Annotated in this window: 14 protein-coding genes; 7 read left to right on the top strand and 7 right to left on the bottom strand. The window is 59.3% G+C overall.

The window, feature by feature from the left end:
* The first annotated feature begins 144 nt into the window (after positions 1 to 144).
* The 4 genes from ELQ88_RS30920 to ELQ88_RS30905 all read left to right on the top strand — a co-directional run bounded on the left by ELQ88_RS30920 (position 145) and on the right by ELQ88_RS30905 (position 4,498).
* The gene (locus ELQ88_RS30920; RefSeq protein WP_128871422.1) at positions 145 to 2,058 is read left to right on the top strand and encodes a sigma-54-dependent Fis family transcriptional regulator; all 1,914 of its coding nucleotides are present in this window, start codon (positions 145 to 147) and stop codon (positions 2,056 to 2,058) included.
* 184 nt (positions 2,059 to 2,242) lie between these two features.
* A complete protein-coding gene (gene mpl / locus ELQ88_RS30915) occupies positions 2,243 to 3,592 on the top strand; it encodes a UDP-N-acetylmuramate:L-alanyl-gamma-D-glutamyl-meso-diaminopimelate ligase (RefSeq protein WP_138969211.1) in 1,350 nt (449 codons plus the stop codon).
* On the top strand, positions 3,589 to 4,221 hold the full coding sequence (gene ubiX / locus ELQ88_RS30910; RefSeq protein WP_128871424.1) for a flavin prenyltransferase UbiX: 633 nt from the start codon (positions 3,589 to 3,591) through the stop codon (positions 4,219 to 4,221). Before mpl ends, ubiX begins: the two co-directional genes overlap by 4 nt.
* Positions 4,214 to 4,498 (top strand): YceK/YidQ family lipoprotein, encoded by a 285-nt coding sequence (locus tag ELQ88_RS30905; protein ID WP_138969210.1) that lies wholly within the window; start codon positions 4,214 to 4,216, stop codon positions 4,496 to 4,498. Before ubiX ends, ELQ88_RS30905 begins: the two co-directional genes overlap by 8 nt.
* A gap of 83 nt (positions 4,499 to 4,581) precedes the next feature.
* Here the strand turns inward: ELQ88_RS30905 and ELQ88_RS30900 are convergent, their stop codons facing one another.
* The 3 genes from ELQ88_RS30900 to ELQ88_RS30890 form a co-directional block, all read right to left on the bottom strand.
* Positions 4,582 to 5,223 (bottom strand): oxidoreductase, encoded by a 642-nt coding sequence (locus tag ELQ88_RS30900; RefSeq protein WP_128871425.1) that lies wholly within the window; start codon positions 5,221 to 5,223, stop codon positions 4,582 to 4,584.
* Between the two features lie 27 nt (positions 5,224 to 5,250).
* The gene (locus ELQ88_RS30895) at positions 5,251 to 6,969 is read right to left on the bottom strand and encodes a C13 family peptidase (RefSeq protein ID WP_138969209.1); all 1,719 of its coding nucleotides are present in this window, start codon (positions 6,967 to 6,969) and stop codon (positions 5,251 to 5,253) included.
* 112 nt (positions 6,970 to 7,081) lie between these two features.
* The gene (locus tag ELQ88_RS30890) at positions 7,082 to 7,537 is read right to left on the bottom strand and encodes a MaoC family dehydratase (protein WP_128871427.1); all 456 of its coding nucleotides are present in this window, start codon (positions 7,535 to 7,537) and stop codon (positions 7,082 to 7,084) included.
* A 198-nt stretch (positions 7,538 to 7,735) separates the two neighbouring features.
* Here ELQ88_RS30890 and ELQ88_RS30885 point away from each other — a divergent pair, with 198 nt between their 5' ends.
* Genes ELQ88_RS30885 through ELQ88_RS30875 form a run of 3 tightly spaced genes read left to right on the top strand, consistent with a single transcriptional unit; the run spans position 7,736 to position 9,412 of the window.
* Positions 7,736 to 8,098, top strand: a complete 363-nt coding sequence (locus ELQ88_RS30885; RefSeq protein ID WP_128871428.1) for a CidA/LrgA family protein — start codon at positions 7,736 to 7,738, stop codon at positions 8,096 to 8,098.
* Positions 8,095 to 8,811 carry an LrgB family protein gene (locus ELQ88_RS30880; RefSeq protein WP_138969208.1) on the top strand — a complete coding sequence of 239 codons (717 nt, stop codon included), beginning with the start codon at positions 8,095 to 8,097 and terminating at the stop codon, positions 8,809 to 8,811. Before ELQ88_RS30885 ends, ELQ88_RS30880 begins: the two co-directional genes overlap by 4 nt.
* Positions 8,812 to 8,821: 10 nt before the next feature.
* Positions 8,822 to 9,412 carry an LON peptidase substrate-binding domain-containing protein gene (locus ELQ88_RS30875; RefSeq protein ID WP_128871430.1) on the top strand — a complete coding sequence of 197 codons (591 nt, stop codon included), beginning with the start codon at positions 8,822 to 8,824 and terminating at the stop codon, positions 9,410 to 9,412.
* A 103-nt stretch (positions 9,413 to 9,515) separates the two neighbouring features.
* Here the strand turns inward: ELQ88_RS30875 and ELQ88_RS30870 are convergent, their stop codons facing one another.
* The 4 genes from ELQ88_RS30870 to ELQ88_RS30855 all read right to left on the bottom strand — a co-directional run bounded on the left by ELQ88_RS30870 (position 9,516) and on the right by ELQ88_RS30855 (position 17,638).
* Positions 9,516 to 13,034 (bottom strand): calcium-binding protein, encoded by a 3,519-nt coding sequence (locus ELQ88_RS30870; RefSeq protein ID WP_138969207.1) that lies wholly within the window; start codon positions 13,032 to 13,034, stop codon positions 9,516 to 9,518.
* Positions 13,035 to 13,072: 38 nt separating this feature from the next.
* A complete protein-coding gene (locus ELQ88_RS30865; RefSeq protein ID WP_228761578.1) occupies positions 13,073 to 15,052 on the bottom strand; it encodes a hypothetical protein in 1,980 nt (659 codons plus the stop codon).
* Between the two features lie 444 nt (positions 15,053 to 15,496).
* Positions 15,497 to 16,813, bottom strand: coding sequence for a bifunctional DedA family/phosphatase PAP2 family protein (locus ELQ88_RS30860; protein WP_138969205.1), 1,317 nt, complete (start codon positions 16,811 to 16,813; stop codon positions 15,497 to 15,499).
* Positions 16,814 to 16,942: 129 nt separating this feature from the next.
* The gene (locus ELQ88_RS30855) at positions 16,943 to 17,638 is read right to left on the bottom strand and encodes a DNA-3-methyladenine glycosylase (protein ID WP_128871434.1); all 696 of its coding nucleotides are present in this window, start codon (positions 17,636 to 17,638) and stop codon (positions 16,943 to 16,945) included.
* Positions 17,639 to 17,737 lie beyond the last annotated feature (99 nt).

Raw genomic sequence — 17,737 nt, 5'->3', positions numbered from 1 at the left:
TGACGCTTTCGGTACAGCCTCTGTGACACTTTGTACCGGTTATGGCACAGCTTGTGACCGGGTGGTCCTGCCAGCATTGCAATGCAGGCCAGGCTGGAGGATGCTCGGTGGCGGTGTAAACCGCTCGGAGAGAACAATAAGAAAATGCACGACAACCATTTGAGTCGCCATGCCCAGCAAGTCTTGACCGTCACTCAGGGAAAATCACACCTGCAGGGGCCTGGCAGCGATCCATCCATTGCCCGCTCCTGGCTGCGCTGTCTTGAGGACTACCACCTCGACCCGGCCCTGACCATGGCCCCGACGGTGCTGGAACATGGGCGCCTCCTGGAAAGTCGCGAACGCTTGCAGCAGGTGTTGCACATTGCCGGCAATGAAATGTCCAGCCTGCATCAGCAACTCTCCGGTGCCGGCCACGCGGTGCTGCTCACCGATGCCCGCGGGGTCATTCTCAACTGCGTCACCGCGCCGGCCGAGCGGAAAATCTTCGAACGCGCCGGGCTCTGGCTCGGCGCCGACTGGAGCGAAGCCTGTGAAGGCACCAATGGTATCGGCACTTGCCTGGTGGAGCGTCAGTCCCTGACCATCCACCAGGACGAACACTTTCGCGGTCGCCATACAGGCCTGACCTGCTCGGCAAGCCCGGTCTTCGATCCTCATGGTGAACTGCTGGCGGTGCTCGACGTGTCCTCGGCGCGCCATGAAGTTTCGCGGCAGAGCCAGTTCCACACCATGGCCCTGGTCAACCTGTCGGCGAAGATGATCGAGAGTTGCTATTTCCTGCGGTATTTCGACAATCAATGGTTGCTGCGCTTTCATCTTCAGGCCGAATCCGTCGGCTTGTTCAGCGAAGGACTGCTGGCATTCGACGGGGAAGGGCGAATCAGCGCCGTCAACCAGAGCGCACTGAACCTGTTGGGACATATTCGCGGTGGATTGCTGGGCAAACCGGTCGAGGCGCTTTTCGATTGCTCGCTGGACGAACTGCTCGGCCGTGCGAGCGTCAATGCCAGCGCCAGTTGGCCGCTGCGCACCCGTGACGGGCGGAGCCTGTTTGCCTTGCTGCGAGGGCAACCACGTAGCATTCCGGAGCCGCTGGTGCGCAGTCCGATGGTTGCCGAGCGTCCCCGGCTGTCCGGGATCTGTCTGGGTGACACGGCCTTGCAGGACGATTTTCGCAAGTGCCTGCGAGTCTTCGAGCGTGACGTGCCAGTGCTGATCAACGGCGAAACCGGGTCCGGCAAGGAGGCCTTCGCCAAAGCCGTGCACCACGCCAGTCAACGGGCCGAAAAAGCCTTCGTCGCGCTCAATTGCGCAGCCATTCCCGAAAGCCTGATCGAGAGCGAGTTGTTTGGCTATCGCGGCGGCAGTTTCACCGGGGCGCGCAAGGAAGGCATGCGCGGCAAGTTGCAGCAGGCCGATGGCGGTACCTTGTTTCTCGATGAAATCGGTGACATGCCGCTGGCCTTGCAGACCCGGCTGTTAAGGGTGCTGGAAGATCGTCAGGTGGTACCGATCGGCGGCGAGCCGGAGTCGGTCAATGTCCGAATCATCAGTGCCACTCACCGCAATCTGTTGGAACGGGTACAGGACGGCAGCTTCCGCGAGGATTTGTATTACCGGCTCAATGGGCTGGAAGTGGCACTGCCGGCGTTGCGCGAGCGCAGTGATAAATCCCAGCTGCTCGATTTTTTGCTGGCCGAAGAGGCAGGCGGCGAAACGGTGATCATCGACGCACCGGCACGCCAGGCGTTGCTGGGGTTTGCCTGGCCGGGGAATGTGCGGCAGTTGCGCAATGTGCTGCGTACGTTGGCCGCGTTGTGTGAAGGCGGGCGGATCGGGCTGGAGGATTTGCCTGCGATGATTCGCCAGGCTCGGCCGGCGCAGGTGGTGGCCGTCGAAGCGCCGTCCGAGCATCCGCTGGAGGATGCCGAGCGGCTGGCGCTGCTCAATGCGCTGGAGCAGACACGTTGGCATATGACCCACACGGCGGAACAGCTGGGTGTGAGCCGCAATACCCTCTATAGAAAATTGCGTAAACACGGTATCGCCCGCTAGGCCACGCCGCCCCTGTAGGAGCGAGGCTTGCCCGCGAAAAACGATAACGCGGTCCATCCGTTAAACCGCGTAATGGCCTTCGCGGGCAAGCCTCGCTCCTACAGAGACGGCGGTGATCTTCAAACACTGAGTGCGAATTTTCCCACCCTACGCTAACCTGCGGCCATGTTTTACGAGGTCGACTATGCACATTCATATTCTTGGTATCTGCGGCACTTTCATGGGTTCGATGGCGGTTCTGGCCAAAGAGCTGGGTCATCACGTGACGGGCTCCGACGCCAACGTCTATCCGCCGATGAGCACTCAGCTGGAGGCGCAGGGCATTGAGTTGACCCAAGGCTACGACCCGGCGCAGCTCGATCCGGCCCCGGATCTGGTGGTGGTCGGCAACGCGATGTCCCGCGGCAACCCGGCCGTCGAATACGTGCTGAACAAAGGCCTGCCTTACGTCTCCGGCCCGCAATGGCTGGCGGATCACGTGCTGCAAGGTCGCTGGGTGCTGGCCGTTGCCGGTACTCACGGCAAGACCACCACCAGCAGCATGCTTGCGTGGGTGCTGGAGCATGCGGGCATGAGCCCGGGCTTCCTGATCGGCGGCGTGCCGCAGAACTTCTCGGTGTCGGCGCGCCTGGGTGACACGCCTTTCTTCGTCATCGAAGCCGACGAATACGACAGCGCCTTCTTCGATAAACGCTCCAAGTTCGTGCATTACCGCCCGCGCACCGCGATTCTGAACAACCTTGAGTACGATCACGCCGATATCTTCCCCGATCTGCCAGCCATCGAGCGGCAGTTCCACCATTTGGTGCGGACGATTCCGAGCGAAGGCCTGGTGATTCATCCAACCACCGAGCCTGCCTTGCAGCGCGTTATTGAAATGGGCTGCTGGACGCCAGTGCAAACCACCGGTGCTGGCGGTCAGTGGCAGGTCAAGTTGCTGAGCGAAGACGGTTCGGCATTCGAAGTGATGTTCGAAGGCGTCGCCCAGGGCGTCGTCGAGTGGGACATGACCGGCCAGCACAACGTGGCCAACGCGCTGGCCACTTTGGCGGCGGCCCGTCACGTCGGCGTCGTGCCGTCCATGGGCATCGCCGCGCTGAGTGCCTTCAAAAGCGTGAAGCGCCGGATGGAAATCGTCGCGCAAGTCAGGGGCATCACTATTTACGACGACTTCGCGCATCACCCGACCGCCATCGCCACCACCCTCGACGGCCTGCGCAAGCGCATCGGCGACGCGCCGTTGATTGCGATCATCGAGCCGCGCTCCAATTCCATGAAGCTCGGCGCTCACCGTGATGGCTTGCCGGAAAGCGTGGTCGATGCCGACCAGGTGATCTGGTACGCGCCCGCCAACCTTGGCTGGGACCTGGGCGCAACCGCCGCGTTGTGCACGGTGCCGTCGATCGTCAGCGACTCGCTGGAAGGTATCATCGAGCGCGTGAAGAGCCAGGCCCAGCCCGGCACCCACGTGGTGATCATGAGCAACGGCGGCTTCGGCGGCCTGCACGGCAAACTCGCCGAGGCGCTGCAATGAACAATGGTCCGGAACGCATCACGCTGGCGATGACCGGCGCTTCGGGCGCCCAGTATGGTTTACGCCTGCTGGACTGCCTGATTCGCGAGGACCGCGAGGTGCACTTCCTGATCTCCAAGGCGGCGCAACTGGTGATGGCCACCGAGACCGACGTTACGTTGCCACCCAAGACGCAAATGATGCAGGCCTTCCTCACCGAATACACCGGCGCGGCCGCCGGGCAGATTCGGGTGTACGGCAAGGAAGACTGGATGTCGCCAGTGGCTTCGGGCTCCGGCGCGCCAGCGGCAATGGTGGTGGTGCCGTGTTCCACCGGTACCTTGTCGGCCATTGCGACGGGAGCCTGCAATAACCTGATCGAGCGTGCTGCCGACGTCACGCTGAAGGAGCGTCGCCAGTTGATCCTGGTGCCGCGCGAGGCGCCGTATTCGAGCATCCATCTGGAGCACATGCTCAAGTTGTCGAACATGGGCGTGACGATTTTGCCGGCATCGCCCGGCTTCTATCATCAGCCGCAAACGATCGATGACCTGATCGACTTCGTCGTGGCGCGGATTCTCAACCTGCTGAACATTCCCCAGGACATGCTGCCGCGTTGGGGCGAGCACCATCTGACCAGCGATGAATAAGTTGCTGGTGATGGTGCTGGCGTTGCAACTGGCGGGCTGTGCCACGGTGCGCACGCTGGATGCCGCCAAGCCGGGGGCGCCAATGGTGTACTCGGGGACTCGACTGGATTTGTATGCCATGAATGGCGGTTGCTGCGCCATGGACCGCTTCGGTGCAGAAGCACCGACCTACCCAGGCGTCGACCTGCCGGCCAGCGCCTTGCTTGATACATTGTTGTTGCCGTTGTCGCTGTTGACTGTGATAGGAGTCAGTTTTCAGGCGACTGGCGGCTTGTAGCGTTCGGCTTTGGATCGGCGTCGCGCCCTTCGCGGGCAAGCCTCGCTCCTACAAGCGAAGGCGTCATTTCAGACGCCACCTGACTACTTGCCTAACTTGCGCAACTCATCCGACTCGACAATTCGCAGCCCATCCTGTTCTTCCAGCGCCAGCCGCCACATGGCGCGCGCCAGTTGACAGGCTTCGATGCCGCGATATTTGCCGGGGATCAAGCGGGACAAGGGCCCAACGAATTGCTCGGCCATCCGCGGTTCAAGGCGTTCGCCCAGCAGCAACGAAGGTCGGCAAATGGTCAGTTGCGGCCAGTCCTGCGCGCGCAATGCGTATTCCATCTCGCCTTTGACCCGGTTGTAGAAAATCGAGGATCTGCGATCGGCCCCCAAGGCACTGATCACGATCAGGTGCCGTGCGCCCATCTCCCGCGCACGTTTGGCGAACGCCACCACCATGTCCAGGTCCACCGCGCGAAACGCCTGTTCCGAACCGGCCTGCTTGATCGTGGTGCCGAGGCAGCAGTAGGCGATGTCGACGCGACCGTTCAATTGCGGCAGAAACACCGACGGGTCGCCGACCGGATTTTCCAGATGAGGGTGCTTGGCCAATGGCCGGCGTGATGGCGCCAATACTCGCGTAATCGTGGGCTCATTGAGCAGACGGTCGAGAAGATGCTCACCGGTCAAACCGGTAGCTCCGGCAAGCAATACGTGCTGAGGCGTCAAGTACATAGTGTTTCTCCCTTGATACTGTTCAGCTTAGTTGCTCTTTGCATCCTTGCTGGGGATAGAGGCACTTTGCAATGCCTTTCGTGCTTGCTGTTTGCGCAGCAGTTGCCAGTGCGAGAGCACGGTTTTGGGGGCCCAGATCTGCGGCTCGGACGCTTCGAAGCTGTCTGCCAGTTCGCGCTCGACCACGGTGGCGCTGGCCAGCTTGAAGGCGTGTTCCAAGTCGTCGGTCTGGTTCAGCGCCTGGGCAAACAAGGCATCGCCAAAGTAAGTGAAGTTGGCTTGTTCAGAGCAACCGAAAGACACCCGGTCGGCTCGCGAGGCCGTCATGATCAGGGTGCGTTCGTCTTTCAGGGCCGGGATGAAGCCGCCGGAGTAGCAGGACGAAATCACGATGATCTTGTCGCGATTTTTCAGCGGTGCCAGGACGGCAGCGAGTTCATCGGCCGGCAGGTCGGACAGCTCCATGCGCGGCTGGTCGAGCACCAGTTCATGCTCGCTGGTGCCGTGGCTGGTCAGGTAAAGGAAAATCAGATCTTCCGGGCCGCTGCGCTCGGCCAGCTTCAGGGCGGCGCGGCGCAGGTTTTCCCGGGTAGCCATCGGCCGGTCCACAAGGTGGTCGCGATGGTTGACCAGGCGGATCTGGCCAAAGGCACCGAAGCGGCTGGCGAGCATGTTGCTGACGTAATCGGACTCGCGCAGGAACACGCTTTGCTTGCCGTCACCGCCGAGCGTCAGGGTGTACAGCTCGATCGCCGGGGTCGAGGCCGGTATGTTGGCCAGCGCGTCGTCGAGCAGGCGGCCCTGGGCCAGCAAGCCGAGCTCGAGCGGGTCGGGCAGTAACTTGCCGCCGGCATCGCGCACGCGCTGGCCGTTGACCCATGTACCGCTCTGCACCGTGCCATCGGTCAGCACCAGTGTGCCGTGGCCGTTGTAATTGTCGACGTCGAACTGGCCGATATAGAAGCTGCCATCGGGCAGGTTCAATCGGCCTTGGCCGGTAAAACGCCAGTCGTTGAAATGGCCGATATAGTGGCTGCCGTCGGCGCCGATCATCTCGCCCTTGCCATTGAGCGAACCTTCCTTGAACAGGCCGAGCCAGACATCGCCGTCGGCGTTCTCGTAGCGGCCCTTGCCGTGCAGTTGATTGTTCTTGAAACCACCGACGTAGATGTCGCCATCGGCACTATTGAAGGTCCCGTTGCCTTCCAGCTGGCCGTCGACGAAATGGCCGGTGAACTGATTGCCGCTGGCATCGCCACGCTGGCCTTCGCCATTGGGTTTGCCGTGGGCGAACTGGCCCTGATACGAGCTGCCGTCTTCGAGCTCTAGACGCCCGAGCCCCGAGTATTGATCGGCCTTGAATTCCCCGCGATAAGTCATGCCGTTTTCTTTGAGGGTACCTTCACCGTCCCGGCGCCCGCCTTTGAAGCCGCCGGAATAGCTGCTGCCGCTGGTGCTCAGTTGCCCCTTGCCGTCGAACAGCCCCTGATTGAAGGACCCGCGATAGACTTCGCCGTTACTGCCGTGCCATTCGCCCTGGCCATGCCATTGGCCCTGGTCGAACCCGCCGGCATACCAGCTGCCGTTCGGATAATCGACGCGGCCCTGGCCTTGCAGCAAGCCATTGACCAGATCGCCGCGATAGCGACCGCCATCCGGCAGGCGGGCGTCGGGAGGCAACAGTGATTCGCCATCGCCGCAAGCGGTGAGCAACAGGGTCAGGGCAAGGAGTGCTAGTGAGCGCATAGCGGGATCCGGGCAATTAGGCGACCGAGTATGCCGCAGCTCTGTGCCCTTATATAGCCAGGAGAAAGGAGAGGGCGCGAAACAGCATGAGCTGCTTCGCTTCCGGGATGGGTTACACGAAGCAGAGGGACAGGGGTTCAGCGATATACGCCGGTTTTTCCGAGCCTTCGATTTCCAGGGTGGCGGTGGCCTTGAGCAACCATTGGCCGGGTTTTTTCTCGGTGACTTCGGTCAGCTCGACCTTGAGCCGCACTTTCGAGTCGACCTTGACCGGCTGAATGAAACGCACGCTGTCGAGGCCGTAGTTGACCACCATTTTCAAGCCTTCAGGCATGACAAGGATGTCTTCCATCAGCTTGGGGATCAACGACAGCGACAGGAAACCGTGTGCAATGGTGCTGCCAAATGGCGTTTGCGCGGCTTTGACCGGGTCGACATGGATGAACTGGTAGTCCCCAGTGGCTTCGGCGAACAGGTTGATACGCGCCTGATCGATGGTGAGCCATTCGGAACGTCCGAGTTCCTTGCCGACATAATCTTTGAGCTCTGCAACGGGAACATAGGGCATTGAGACTCTCCTTGGGTTCATCGGTTTTATAGTTTTTGAGGTGGGGGGATTTGACCTCCCGGATTACCACTTTAGATCAACATGGCAAATGGCTCCGGTCAACTGTCCATGCTATTTGCGAATGCCGATCCATAGCGTCGGCATGCTTATAATGTTCGACCCGTCACTGCGGGTGACGGGTTTTGCGGGAGATGAAGGATGTTGTTACGTGGCCTGACCTGGCTGGTGCTGTTCCAATTGCTCGGCACCGCCCTCAACCATTTGTTTGTGCCGGTGCTGCCGGGGCCGATCATCGGCCTGCTGCTGTTGCTGGTGTTTTTGATCAGTCGTGGCCAGGTGGGTGAGCCGTTGAACCTGGCGGCCAGCAGTCTGCTGCGTTACCTGCCGTTGCTGCTGGTGCCGCCGGCCGTGGGCGTGATGGTGTACGCCGCCGATATCGCGGCGGATTTCTGGGCCATCGTCGGCGCGCTGGTGCTGTCGCTGGTGCTGTCCCTGGCGTTTGCCGGTGTCTTGATGCAACGCATGATCAAGCGTCACGCTCCGCACGAGGATGGCCAATGATCTTCGACTGGCACGGGGCCTGGACGTCGGTGATTCATCATCCGTTGTTCGGCATTGGCGTGACCCTGGGCGCCTATCAACTGGTGCTGGCGGCGTTCGAGAAAACCCGCTGGATCTTTCTGCAGCCGGTGCTGGTGTCCATGCTGCTGGTAATCGGTGTGCTGGTGGGTTGCGGCCTGACCTACGCCGAATACCGCAAGAGCACCGAGATCCTCAGTATCCTGCTCGGCCCCGCAACAGTCGCACTGGCTGTGCCGCTTTACCTCAATCTGCGACGGATTCGGCAGTTGTTCTGGCCGATATTTACTACGCTGGTGATAGGTGGCGTGGTCGCCACGGGTATGGGCGTGTTGCTGGGGTGGTGGTTTGGCGCCGAACACATGATCCTGATGACCATGGCACCCAAGTCGGTGACCTCGCCGATTGCCATGCTGGTGGCCGAGCAGATCGGTGGCGTCGCGGCGTTGGCGGCGGTGTTCGTGTTGATCACCGGGGTGATCGGAGCGATTTTCGGGCCGAGTCTTTTGACCCGGCTCGGTGTCCACAGTCCTGAAGCCCGCGGCATGGCTCTGGGGATGACCGCCCACGCGGTCGGCACGGCGGTGGCGATGCAGGAAAGTGAAGAGTGCGGCGCTTTCGCGGCGCTGGCGATGAGTCTGATGGGCGTGGCCACGGCGGTGTTCCTGCCGTTGGCGGTGTCGATGGTGGTGTAAGGAAATGTCTATGAGCTTGCCGCTTTTTCCGCTGAACACGGTGCTGTTTCCTGGCTGCATCCTCGACTTGCAGATTTTCGAGGCGCGCTACCTGGACATGATTGGCCGCTGCATGAAACAGGGCGGCGGCTTCGGCGTGGTGTGCATTCTCGATGGCGAAGAAGTCGGCATCGCTCCGGCGGGCTATGCGCTGGTCGGGTGCGAAGCGCTGATCACCGATTTCAAGCAGCAGGACAATGGTTTGCTGGGCATTCGGGTGCAGGGCGGGCGGCGTTTCCACGTTGTGCGCACCGAAGTGCAGCGCGATCAGTTGATTGTCGCCGAGGTCGAATGGCTGGAAGACGAACCCGAACAACCGCTCCAGGACGAGGATGCCGACCTGGTTGCGCTGCTCAAGGCTCTGGCGGAACACCCGATGGTCGAAGCGCTGAACATGGGCAACGAAGCGACCGGGCAACAGTCGCTGGCCAATCAGTTGGCGTATCTGCTGCCATTCGCCGAGTTGGACAAGATTGACCTGCTTCAACTTGACGATCCGCAGCAGCGGCTGGACGCGATCCAGGCGCTGCTGGATGAGTTGCAAGGGGAGTTGTTTGCATGAGGCGCTGGCTCAGGTCAGCCAGTCCGTCGGCTGAATGAGGCAAGCGCCGGCGTGCCGATAAACGTCACGCCGGGTCTGCATTGCCAAGTCGGTTATTTCGGGGTCAAGTGTTCTGGGCCGGTTCTATGATCAAATCCTCGGGTTTGATGCGCAACGTCAGATCCGTATCGATACCCCAGTAATCGTTCGTCGAGTTGTAATACACCCTGGCGCCAATTCGTGATGTGACGCCAATATTGTTAACGCTCACTTTTACGGCCAGTTCGTTTCGCTCCTGGTGCGCACGGATGTCAGCCAACAAGGCATCGACGCTGGTGTAGCCTTGTGCGTTGATCAGGTAGAGTTGCAGCACTTCAAATAAAAGTTCGACTGAGTAGATATTTCCGGACGAAGTCGCCACGCTGATGGACTCCACCGGTCCCGGGTGGTCCAGGCTCGGCAACTCGATCACTGCGCTACCGACTTGCAGGTTTTCCGACGTCAGCTGTATTTCGTTGCGTGTTACGGTTTCTGTCAGTTCTGAACTGTAGATGGTCCAGGTCGATGCATTGGAGGTTTGTGTCACGGCGCCTGGTGTCGACAGGCTAAAAGTTGTATTGCTGGCGGGATACACATCATAGGACGAGGCTTGGCCGTGCAGCGCATGGATACCGGCAAGGGAAGCTGATGGAAAGTTAATCTTCTGAGGGGTGGCTGCGAGCAAGAAGGGTTTGATCCGTTGTGGTCGGATAAATCTGTAGTTGCCGTGTCGACGCCTCAGGCACGCTGCGCCGGAACGTATTTTGTAACCCGGGGCGGCGGCATCCTCTTGAAAGGGAATGTACGGGTGGGTCAATCGATAGGATTCGCCGTCCTGCATAACCAGCACGATGTCATGCACGCCCTGTATGTCGGCAGTCTTGATATTTGGAAAACCGTTGGCTGACGTTTTTTTCTGTTGGTTTTCGCTTATGAAATCCACGAAAACGATTATCTTCGATGGAAGATAAAACCATATACGGAAGTTGCTATAACTCAGAAATGTATCGCCCGTAACGCCTTCGTACGCCTCTACCTCGTAATTGTACTTGATGTCCAATATCTCTTCGTATTTGTAATCAAGGTGAAGGGTTCTGGATGTTTCAGGCGTGTTGGCTTTCGCAAAAAAATCGACCCTGCGGCCATCGCGTGAAACAAAGTGGTGCCTTGATTCCTGTTCAGCGATCACAACGGCCCCGCTGTTGACGATCTGCGGAGCGGGCGCGCGGTCACCGATGACGGTCACTGTGCATTCGATGTCGTGAGGGAGTGAATCAGTCAGATGAGCAGGTAGCTGAGGAACCAGCCCATAACCGTCCCGGGTTCTGAATTGCAACTGGCTATTGTTCACTTGACGCTGACCGTCGACAGGTTTGTAGACATTCTCGATGGTCAACACGTGTTCGGAAAGTTCGCCATCCTTGCCGCGCAACGAGCTGACGACCAGCGAGCTGTCGACGATCCGCCAGCGTTGAATCCTCTCCATTGGCCAGCCGAACGCGATGAGGCTCGGTTGTTCACCATCTTCGATAATCGTTGCCTGGGCAGATGTTTCGGCAATGTAGTAACGATCCGTCCCGGGGCCGCCATCAACCCGGCAGTCCGCCCCGCGGATGGCGATGCTGTCATCACCTGGTCCGGCATTGATGTGGTCGTTACCGTTGGCCGAGATCCGATCGGCCATGTCGCTCCCGGTGACCCGGTTTGAGCCGCGTCGCAAGGTCGAGATGTTTTCGATGGATTTGACCTGCGCGATCAGGATGTCGTCTGTCGCAGGGTCGTGGTTTCGCAAGGCAACCTTGCCGGTCTGCAGATTGATGTCGTAACCGACATGGCGGGTATCCTTGGCGGGGAGGGTGCCCTCGAAGGCCAGCGTGTCGGAACCCTCGCCCCCCTCAAGAGTACTGGTCCGTGCAGGTTTCAGTGGCCGGTTCAGTTGCGCTTCGGTTGTTTCGAAGTAGAACCCGTCATCCTTGTCACCGCCTGTCAGTGCCTTGGCGCCCTCCCGATAGCTGAAGAGATTGGGCTGGTCCGTGACCCCGAAGACCTGGTCGTTGCCATCGCCGAGTCGCCATAAAACACCTTTGTCTTCACCCGGGCTGCCTTTGACGCTGCCCTTGAGGTTGGGCGCGATCCCATCGCGAGCATCGATGATGTCATCCCCGCCAACGATGACCGGAACCTTATCGAGCTCGAACGGCCGCTCCCCCGCATCCTCGTTCCATTGATAGCGCCAGATTTGCACGGGCTTCAACTCTATGTTGAAGCTGCCGTTGATCACGTATTCCACGTAATGTTTGTAAGCACCTTCAAGCAAGTCCTTTGCGGACACTTCCAATTCTTTGGTGTGGTCACTGTAGGCCTTGGCGATCTTGAAGCGATCCATGACGTCCTGATCCAGCTCCTGCCGGGTGAAGGCGAACCAGCCTGAGCGCAACCGTTCGTGAGCGGTCAGTTCTATGTAGTCATCGATATCATCCACGACCCGTACGGCCCGGTAGATTTCCGAACCCAGGATGAGCACGGCGGCGGCGGCGAGGCCAAGACCGCCTGCAAGGGTTCCGAATCCGGCCAGCGCCACCGCGCCCAGCACCAGGCTGACGCCGGCGCCGGCCACGCTCAGGCCACCGCTGACATAATGGTCCTGAGCTTCCTTGCCGTGCGCGGCCGCGGCCGCATTAAAGGATTTGACCGCACTTGCAATATCGAACGGCAAGGTGATCAAGCTGGCGAATAACCCGGCCCCCCGACTGAATACTGCACCTGCCGATGTGGCGGAAAACCGGCTGAATACCACGGAGCCGCTCTCGATCATCGTTACGCCGCCCTTGGCCAGGCCTCGTTCGATGATCAATGAGCCGACCTCACTCGCAATCGATCCGCTGTTAAACGCGGCTTCGCCCAAGTCGCCAGCCTTGAGGGCGTCCAGGGTCCCTATAAAGCCACTATAGATTCCGTAGGCCTGCAGCCCTACGCCCGTGACGCTCGCCAGGCTTTTGCCCCGATTGACCCATCGGGGATGATTTTCGTTGGTCTCGAGGTGATGTATGTCCATTTTTTGCGCGGCATTGCCAAGCTTGTTGAGGCGATCCATCGAGCTGGCGGGCATAAGCGGATCGGCGGCAATGAACAGGGGCGGGGCGTCGACCGAGCGGCTAAGAGTAATTTCGTAGAACAGTGTGGCGACAGTACTGCTGTCTGGGGTTTTCGCCGATCTTACCCGGGCCTCGACCTTGGCTGAGTCGAAACTCAGTCCGTCGAGAAAGTCTTGGTCGGGCGCTGGCATGTTCGCATTGGCCGAGCTGATGGCTTGGCCATGCACCCTCGCGCCCATGGCCTTGAGTTCTGCGCGGGTGACGGTGGAATTGCCAAAACGCAAAGCCCCGAAGTGCTCATCAAGGATTTTGAGTGAGCGACGGGATAATTGGCCTGGGACCGCTGTGTCCGGCGCTGGCTGTTCCACAGGTGTTAACGGTGGGGCGCTGGGCGAGGTGTCGATTCGGCCGGAGGCGGGTGCATGATTGTTGGCCGAGGCACTGATCGCCGTCACTTGAATGGTGCGGCGGGTTGAGTTTTCTACGGCGGGTTCGATAAGTTGTGCCATTGTTTAATCCTTTAAATAATGACCGGGTTGATAGTTGATTAAGCAGTGGTTTGGTCGGGCCATACCACGTCATAGGCGAATTCGTCTTTATTGCCCGACAACCTGAGTATCGGTTTTCCCGCTGCGTCCACTTTTTCGATCAATAGGTCGTATTCATGTTTATTAGAGTCTCCCGCATGAGTAGAGGCTTCGATACGTTCGCCCCACCTGCCGGCCAGTTCCTCGATGTCATGGACGTTTGCTCCTTTTGTCAGGGACGAGTTCAACAACCAGATCCGATCTGCTTCCAGCCCTTTCTTCGTGACCGAAATCAATCCTTCGTGGTTATCCGAGGGGAACCAGGTGGGGGGTGTGTCACTGGCCGTTGAATTGAACATATGGTTTTCTTCATGCGGGACGACTTCCAGGTTGCGGGTATCCAGCGCATATAGAAACATGACCTCTTGTTGCTCTCTGGTGCGTTGGTAGTTGCGTTCTCGATCCCAGTCGACCGGGCTTCCGATATCCGACCAGTCGGAGGAGGCGCTGCTTTCCGTGTCGCTTGTGTCACTGTTGTCGCTGTCAGCACTTTTACCCGGGTATTTGTTGGTCTGCGTGTTGAAACGCAAATACTCAGGGTCTGGCGCGCTGGCGTACATCTGACCTTCCTTGAGGCTGAAGGTGGCGCTCATCGGCTTATGGGTGGTAGCACCGGGTTGGTGGTCATAGCGAGGAAGCATGGCGTTGTCGTTCGCCAGTTCGAACGGGGTGCGCTCGTCGCCCCTGAACAGGGCCGGGATGTCAGTTCGATACAGACAGTTATTCTGGTTGCGCAGATAACCCATTTTAACCAGAAGCACCTCGCGCAATTCGTGGGTCAGGCTGGTCTCGGGGTCATACCAGTCATGCCGGGCATGACGCTTGAGATTCAGCTCGTTGGTGATGTCATGGCTGAATTGATCGAGGTAGTGCGGATTGCCAACATCTTCAGTCATGCGTTTGTGCGCTTGTGCCCATTGAGGCAGCGTCAGTTCGGTTTTCATGTGTTGTTGCAAGCGAGACAGCTGGCTCGGCAGCAGGTTGTAGGACTGCAAGAGCGCCTTGCGTTCGCTCCAGGTCAGGGTCGGGTGCAGCCAGTGGAGTGAATCGCGCAGCAGGTTGGCGACCGGGTCGTCCGTAACATTCGGTTCGACCCATTGCGGGGGCTTGCCCGAGACCTGTGCTTCGCTCCGGAAACGCTCGATATCCCGACCTTGAATGCCATAGAGCTGCCAGATCTCCTGGTCGGTCCAGTGTTTCAGGTGGGAGGGTTGCGAGCCGAAGCCTCCTGCAGGAGGGTCGACCTGAATGAAGTTTCCGAACCGATCTACGAGCGCAAATAGTGCGCCGGATCCATCCCCCGACCTTGGCTTGAATTCGTGATAACCCTGCGCGTCCGGCGGGCGTGACGATGCGGTGTAAAGTCTTTGATTGATGTAAGTCGGCGTGTCGAAAATGCGCGGTCGTTTAGGTGTGCCTGTTGTAGCGGACTGTTCGCTCGTTGACGATGCCGGCCGCTTAGGGGCGGACCCGCTTGCTGTCTGTGGTTCATGGTTGACCGCAGGTCTTTCACTGATCTGCGCTGTCAGGCGCCAGGTAGGGCTTCCGTCGTTTTTATAAAGGACCGGGCCGGACGGGTTTTGCTCCGTCAGTAACTTCATTCGATAAACGCCGAGATTTTCATCAAGGCCGACATGTGCTGTATGCATAACGCCTTGATCGTCTACATCGACAAATTTGCGCCCGACGATGAAGCGCAAACCGTCTGCATTCGGTGCTTGCATGCCGCGCAGAAAATTCTCCGATAACCAGTATTTGTCCAATGAGTTATCGCGCTGCGAATAGTCGGTGATCGTTCGAGTCGGCAAGTCGGTTGTTTCAATGGAAGGGAAGGGAGGGGTATCAATATCCGGGCGTGCAACATGACCCTGACTGGACGTCGAAGGAATATTTGCATCGGCTGGCCAAACTCCATGAGGCACGAATACTGAAGTATCCAAGTCGTGCCTTATCGATGGCTCATTCGTGGATACAGCTTTGTGCGGAGTTGTTGCGGGTGGTTTGCGGGGTGTTTTTGGACTCATGACAAACTCGCTTTTTATAATAAGATTGATAAAATTTGTTAGTGTGTTTAATCGTGTTTCCGGTGAGTTTGATAAAGTGACTTGTAAGTCGTGCATTGATGAAGTATTTGCCGCGCTTGGTTTGCGGCAAGATGGCTTTTAATGTAATTGATTTTCCTGGTCATGAAAGGCTCAGACCTTGGAAGTTAGGAGGGAATATGTAACTTCGATTGTTGGCTAGGCTGATGTTCTGAAAAAACGCGGTCGCGCCGCCGATATTCGATTCACCAGATCAAGCGCCACGCTCGTCGGAGAAATCCTTGAAGCGTGGCGAGGAGGGCGCTCTTTGCGGTTAGCCAATAGAGCGGCGAACCCGTGGTGTCAGTACGCGTACCGCAACATTGCATGGGGCAGATGGCGCAGGGCGAAGAAACTGAACAAGGCCAGCAACGCTGGCAGGATCAGCCACCAGACCTTGAACGGCATGGCATTGAGGGGCGTCTGACGCTGGCTTAGCCATAAACTCGCGGCGCACACGCACGCCGCCAGCATCGCACCGGCCAGCACGTCGGTTGGCCAGTGCGCGCCCAGATAAACCCGCGACAAGGCAATCGACAGCGCCGGCAGGCAGGCCAGCAGCAGCCAGGTCAGGCGCATCCGTGGCGGCTGTCCGCGACCGGCGAGCACGGCCAGGGTCAGAAACAAGGCAAACGCGCCCGAAGCGTGGCCGCTGGGCATGCTGTAGCTGGTCAAAGGATCGCTCAGCACTTCCGGGCGGACCCGGGCGAAGAATTGCTTGGTCGCGGTATTGGCCAGGGCGGTGCAGAGCATGGTGCCGCCGGCAAACAACGCTTGGCGCCATTGCCGGCACAGCAATAGCAGGCCGGTGAGCAAGGCGCAGAACAGCAGCATGTTGCGGAACTCACCGATCAGGGTGAAGGTGACCGCCACTTCATCCAGCGTCGGGCTGCGGTGTTCCTGCACCAGGGTCATCACGCCCTGATCAAGCGCGGTCAAGTGCGGATAGCCGATGAACAGGCCAATCAGGATCAGCAGGCTCATGCAACTGATCCAGGTCGTGGCGCGTCGATGGCGGCGCAGGCTGCTGGTCGCGCTCAGGCCGACCATCACCGCGACACTGCCGGCGACGATGCCCGCCTGCAGCCAGAAACCTTCCGGTAACGGCAGGCGGAACGCCGCGCCGGTGGCCCACCCTGGCAGCAGATAGGCGACGCTCCAGCCGGCGGCGGCCAGCAGGCTGACGGCGGCGAAGCGCGGGAAAGGCATGTCGAACATCCCGGCGACCATCGGCAGCATGGGTCGCAATGGGCCGATAAAGCGCCCGACCAACAGGCTGGCAATGCCATAACGCTGGAAATAGGCTTCGGCCCCGGCGATCCATTCCGGGTGATGGCGCAGCCCGGGCAGGCGCCGGATGTTCTGATGGAAATGTCGCCCCACGAAGTACGAAACAATGTCGCCCAGCACGCCTGCGACGAACCCCAGCAGCAGGGTTTCGCTCAACGACAGCGCCCCGCTGCCGGCCAGGACCGCGACGGCAAACAGCAATACCGTGCCGGGAACGATCAGCCCGGCAATTGCCAGGCATTCCACAAAGGCCACTATGAACACCGCGGCGGCCAGCCATTGCGGGTTGACCGTCAACCATCCGGTCACGCTATCGAGCCATGGGCCCATAAAAAACATCTCCCAACTTATCGATAATCCCGGTAGGAGCTGCCGCAGACTGCGTTCTTTTGATCCTTTAAAAGCAAGATCAAAGGATCGCAGCCTCGTTTCACTCGTCAGCCCCTGCGGGGGGTGTGTTTACAGCAAAAAGTAATCGCGGCCTTCGACTTGCCCTCGTCGCAGCGGGTTGCGCGTGCAATAGGCAGCGTAGGCGGCCTCGACGAAGCGGTACATCAGGTGTTCGTCACGCCCATGGGGAATGCCCAGGCGCGTGGTTTGAATGATGTGGGCGGGGGCGGGCCCGATATCTTCCACCAGCAGTACTTCATGGTCGAAGCGCTTGGCGTCCCAGACCGGCACCTTCAGGCCCAGCGCCTTGCACAGCAAGGTCTGTCCGGCACAGAGCTTTTGCGAGGGACGAGGGCGGCCCTGGGCATCCGGATTGTTCAACAGCATTTGCGCCAGGCTCGCCGGTCCGCTCAATTCATCGACCCAGGGGTAGCCGGATTTGATCAACACCGCATTGCCGGGACCCTGGGCGCTGAAGTTCAGGGAATCACCGCCACGGGCGTAATACATATAGATGTGACCACCATCCAGAAACAAAGCCTTACGCTTTTCTGTATAGCCAAGGGAGGCATGGCTGCCTTTTTCTTCGAAATAATAAGCTTCGGTCTCGATGATTCGAGCGCTCAGCCAGAGTTCGCCGACCCGATGCCGGATCACTTTGCCCAGTAATTCCCGGGCCAGTGTTTGGGCGTCTCGGTCGAAAAATGCGTCCGGGAGTGCCGTGGGCAGGCTCGTTTCGGACGCACGAACAGTCAGGTTGGTCATGATGAACGGCGTTTATCAGGGCTGATTGAGTCGTGATGATAACAATTTGCAGCTTAATCACGGCTGAACGTCGGCAAATTGCCCTCGATTTCGACCATC

This window comes from Pseudomonas sp. MPC6 (assembly GCF_006094435.1).
In the GTDB taxonomy this organism is placed as follows: Bacteria; Pseudomonadota; Gammaproteobacteria; order Pseudomonadales; family Pseudomonadaceae; genus Aquipseudomonas.
Note: the sequence above shows the minus strand (reverse complement) of the source record. Positions and strands in the feature narration are given on the sequence as shown.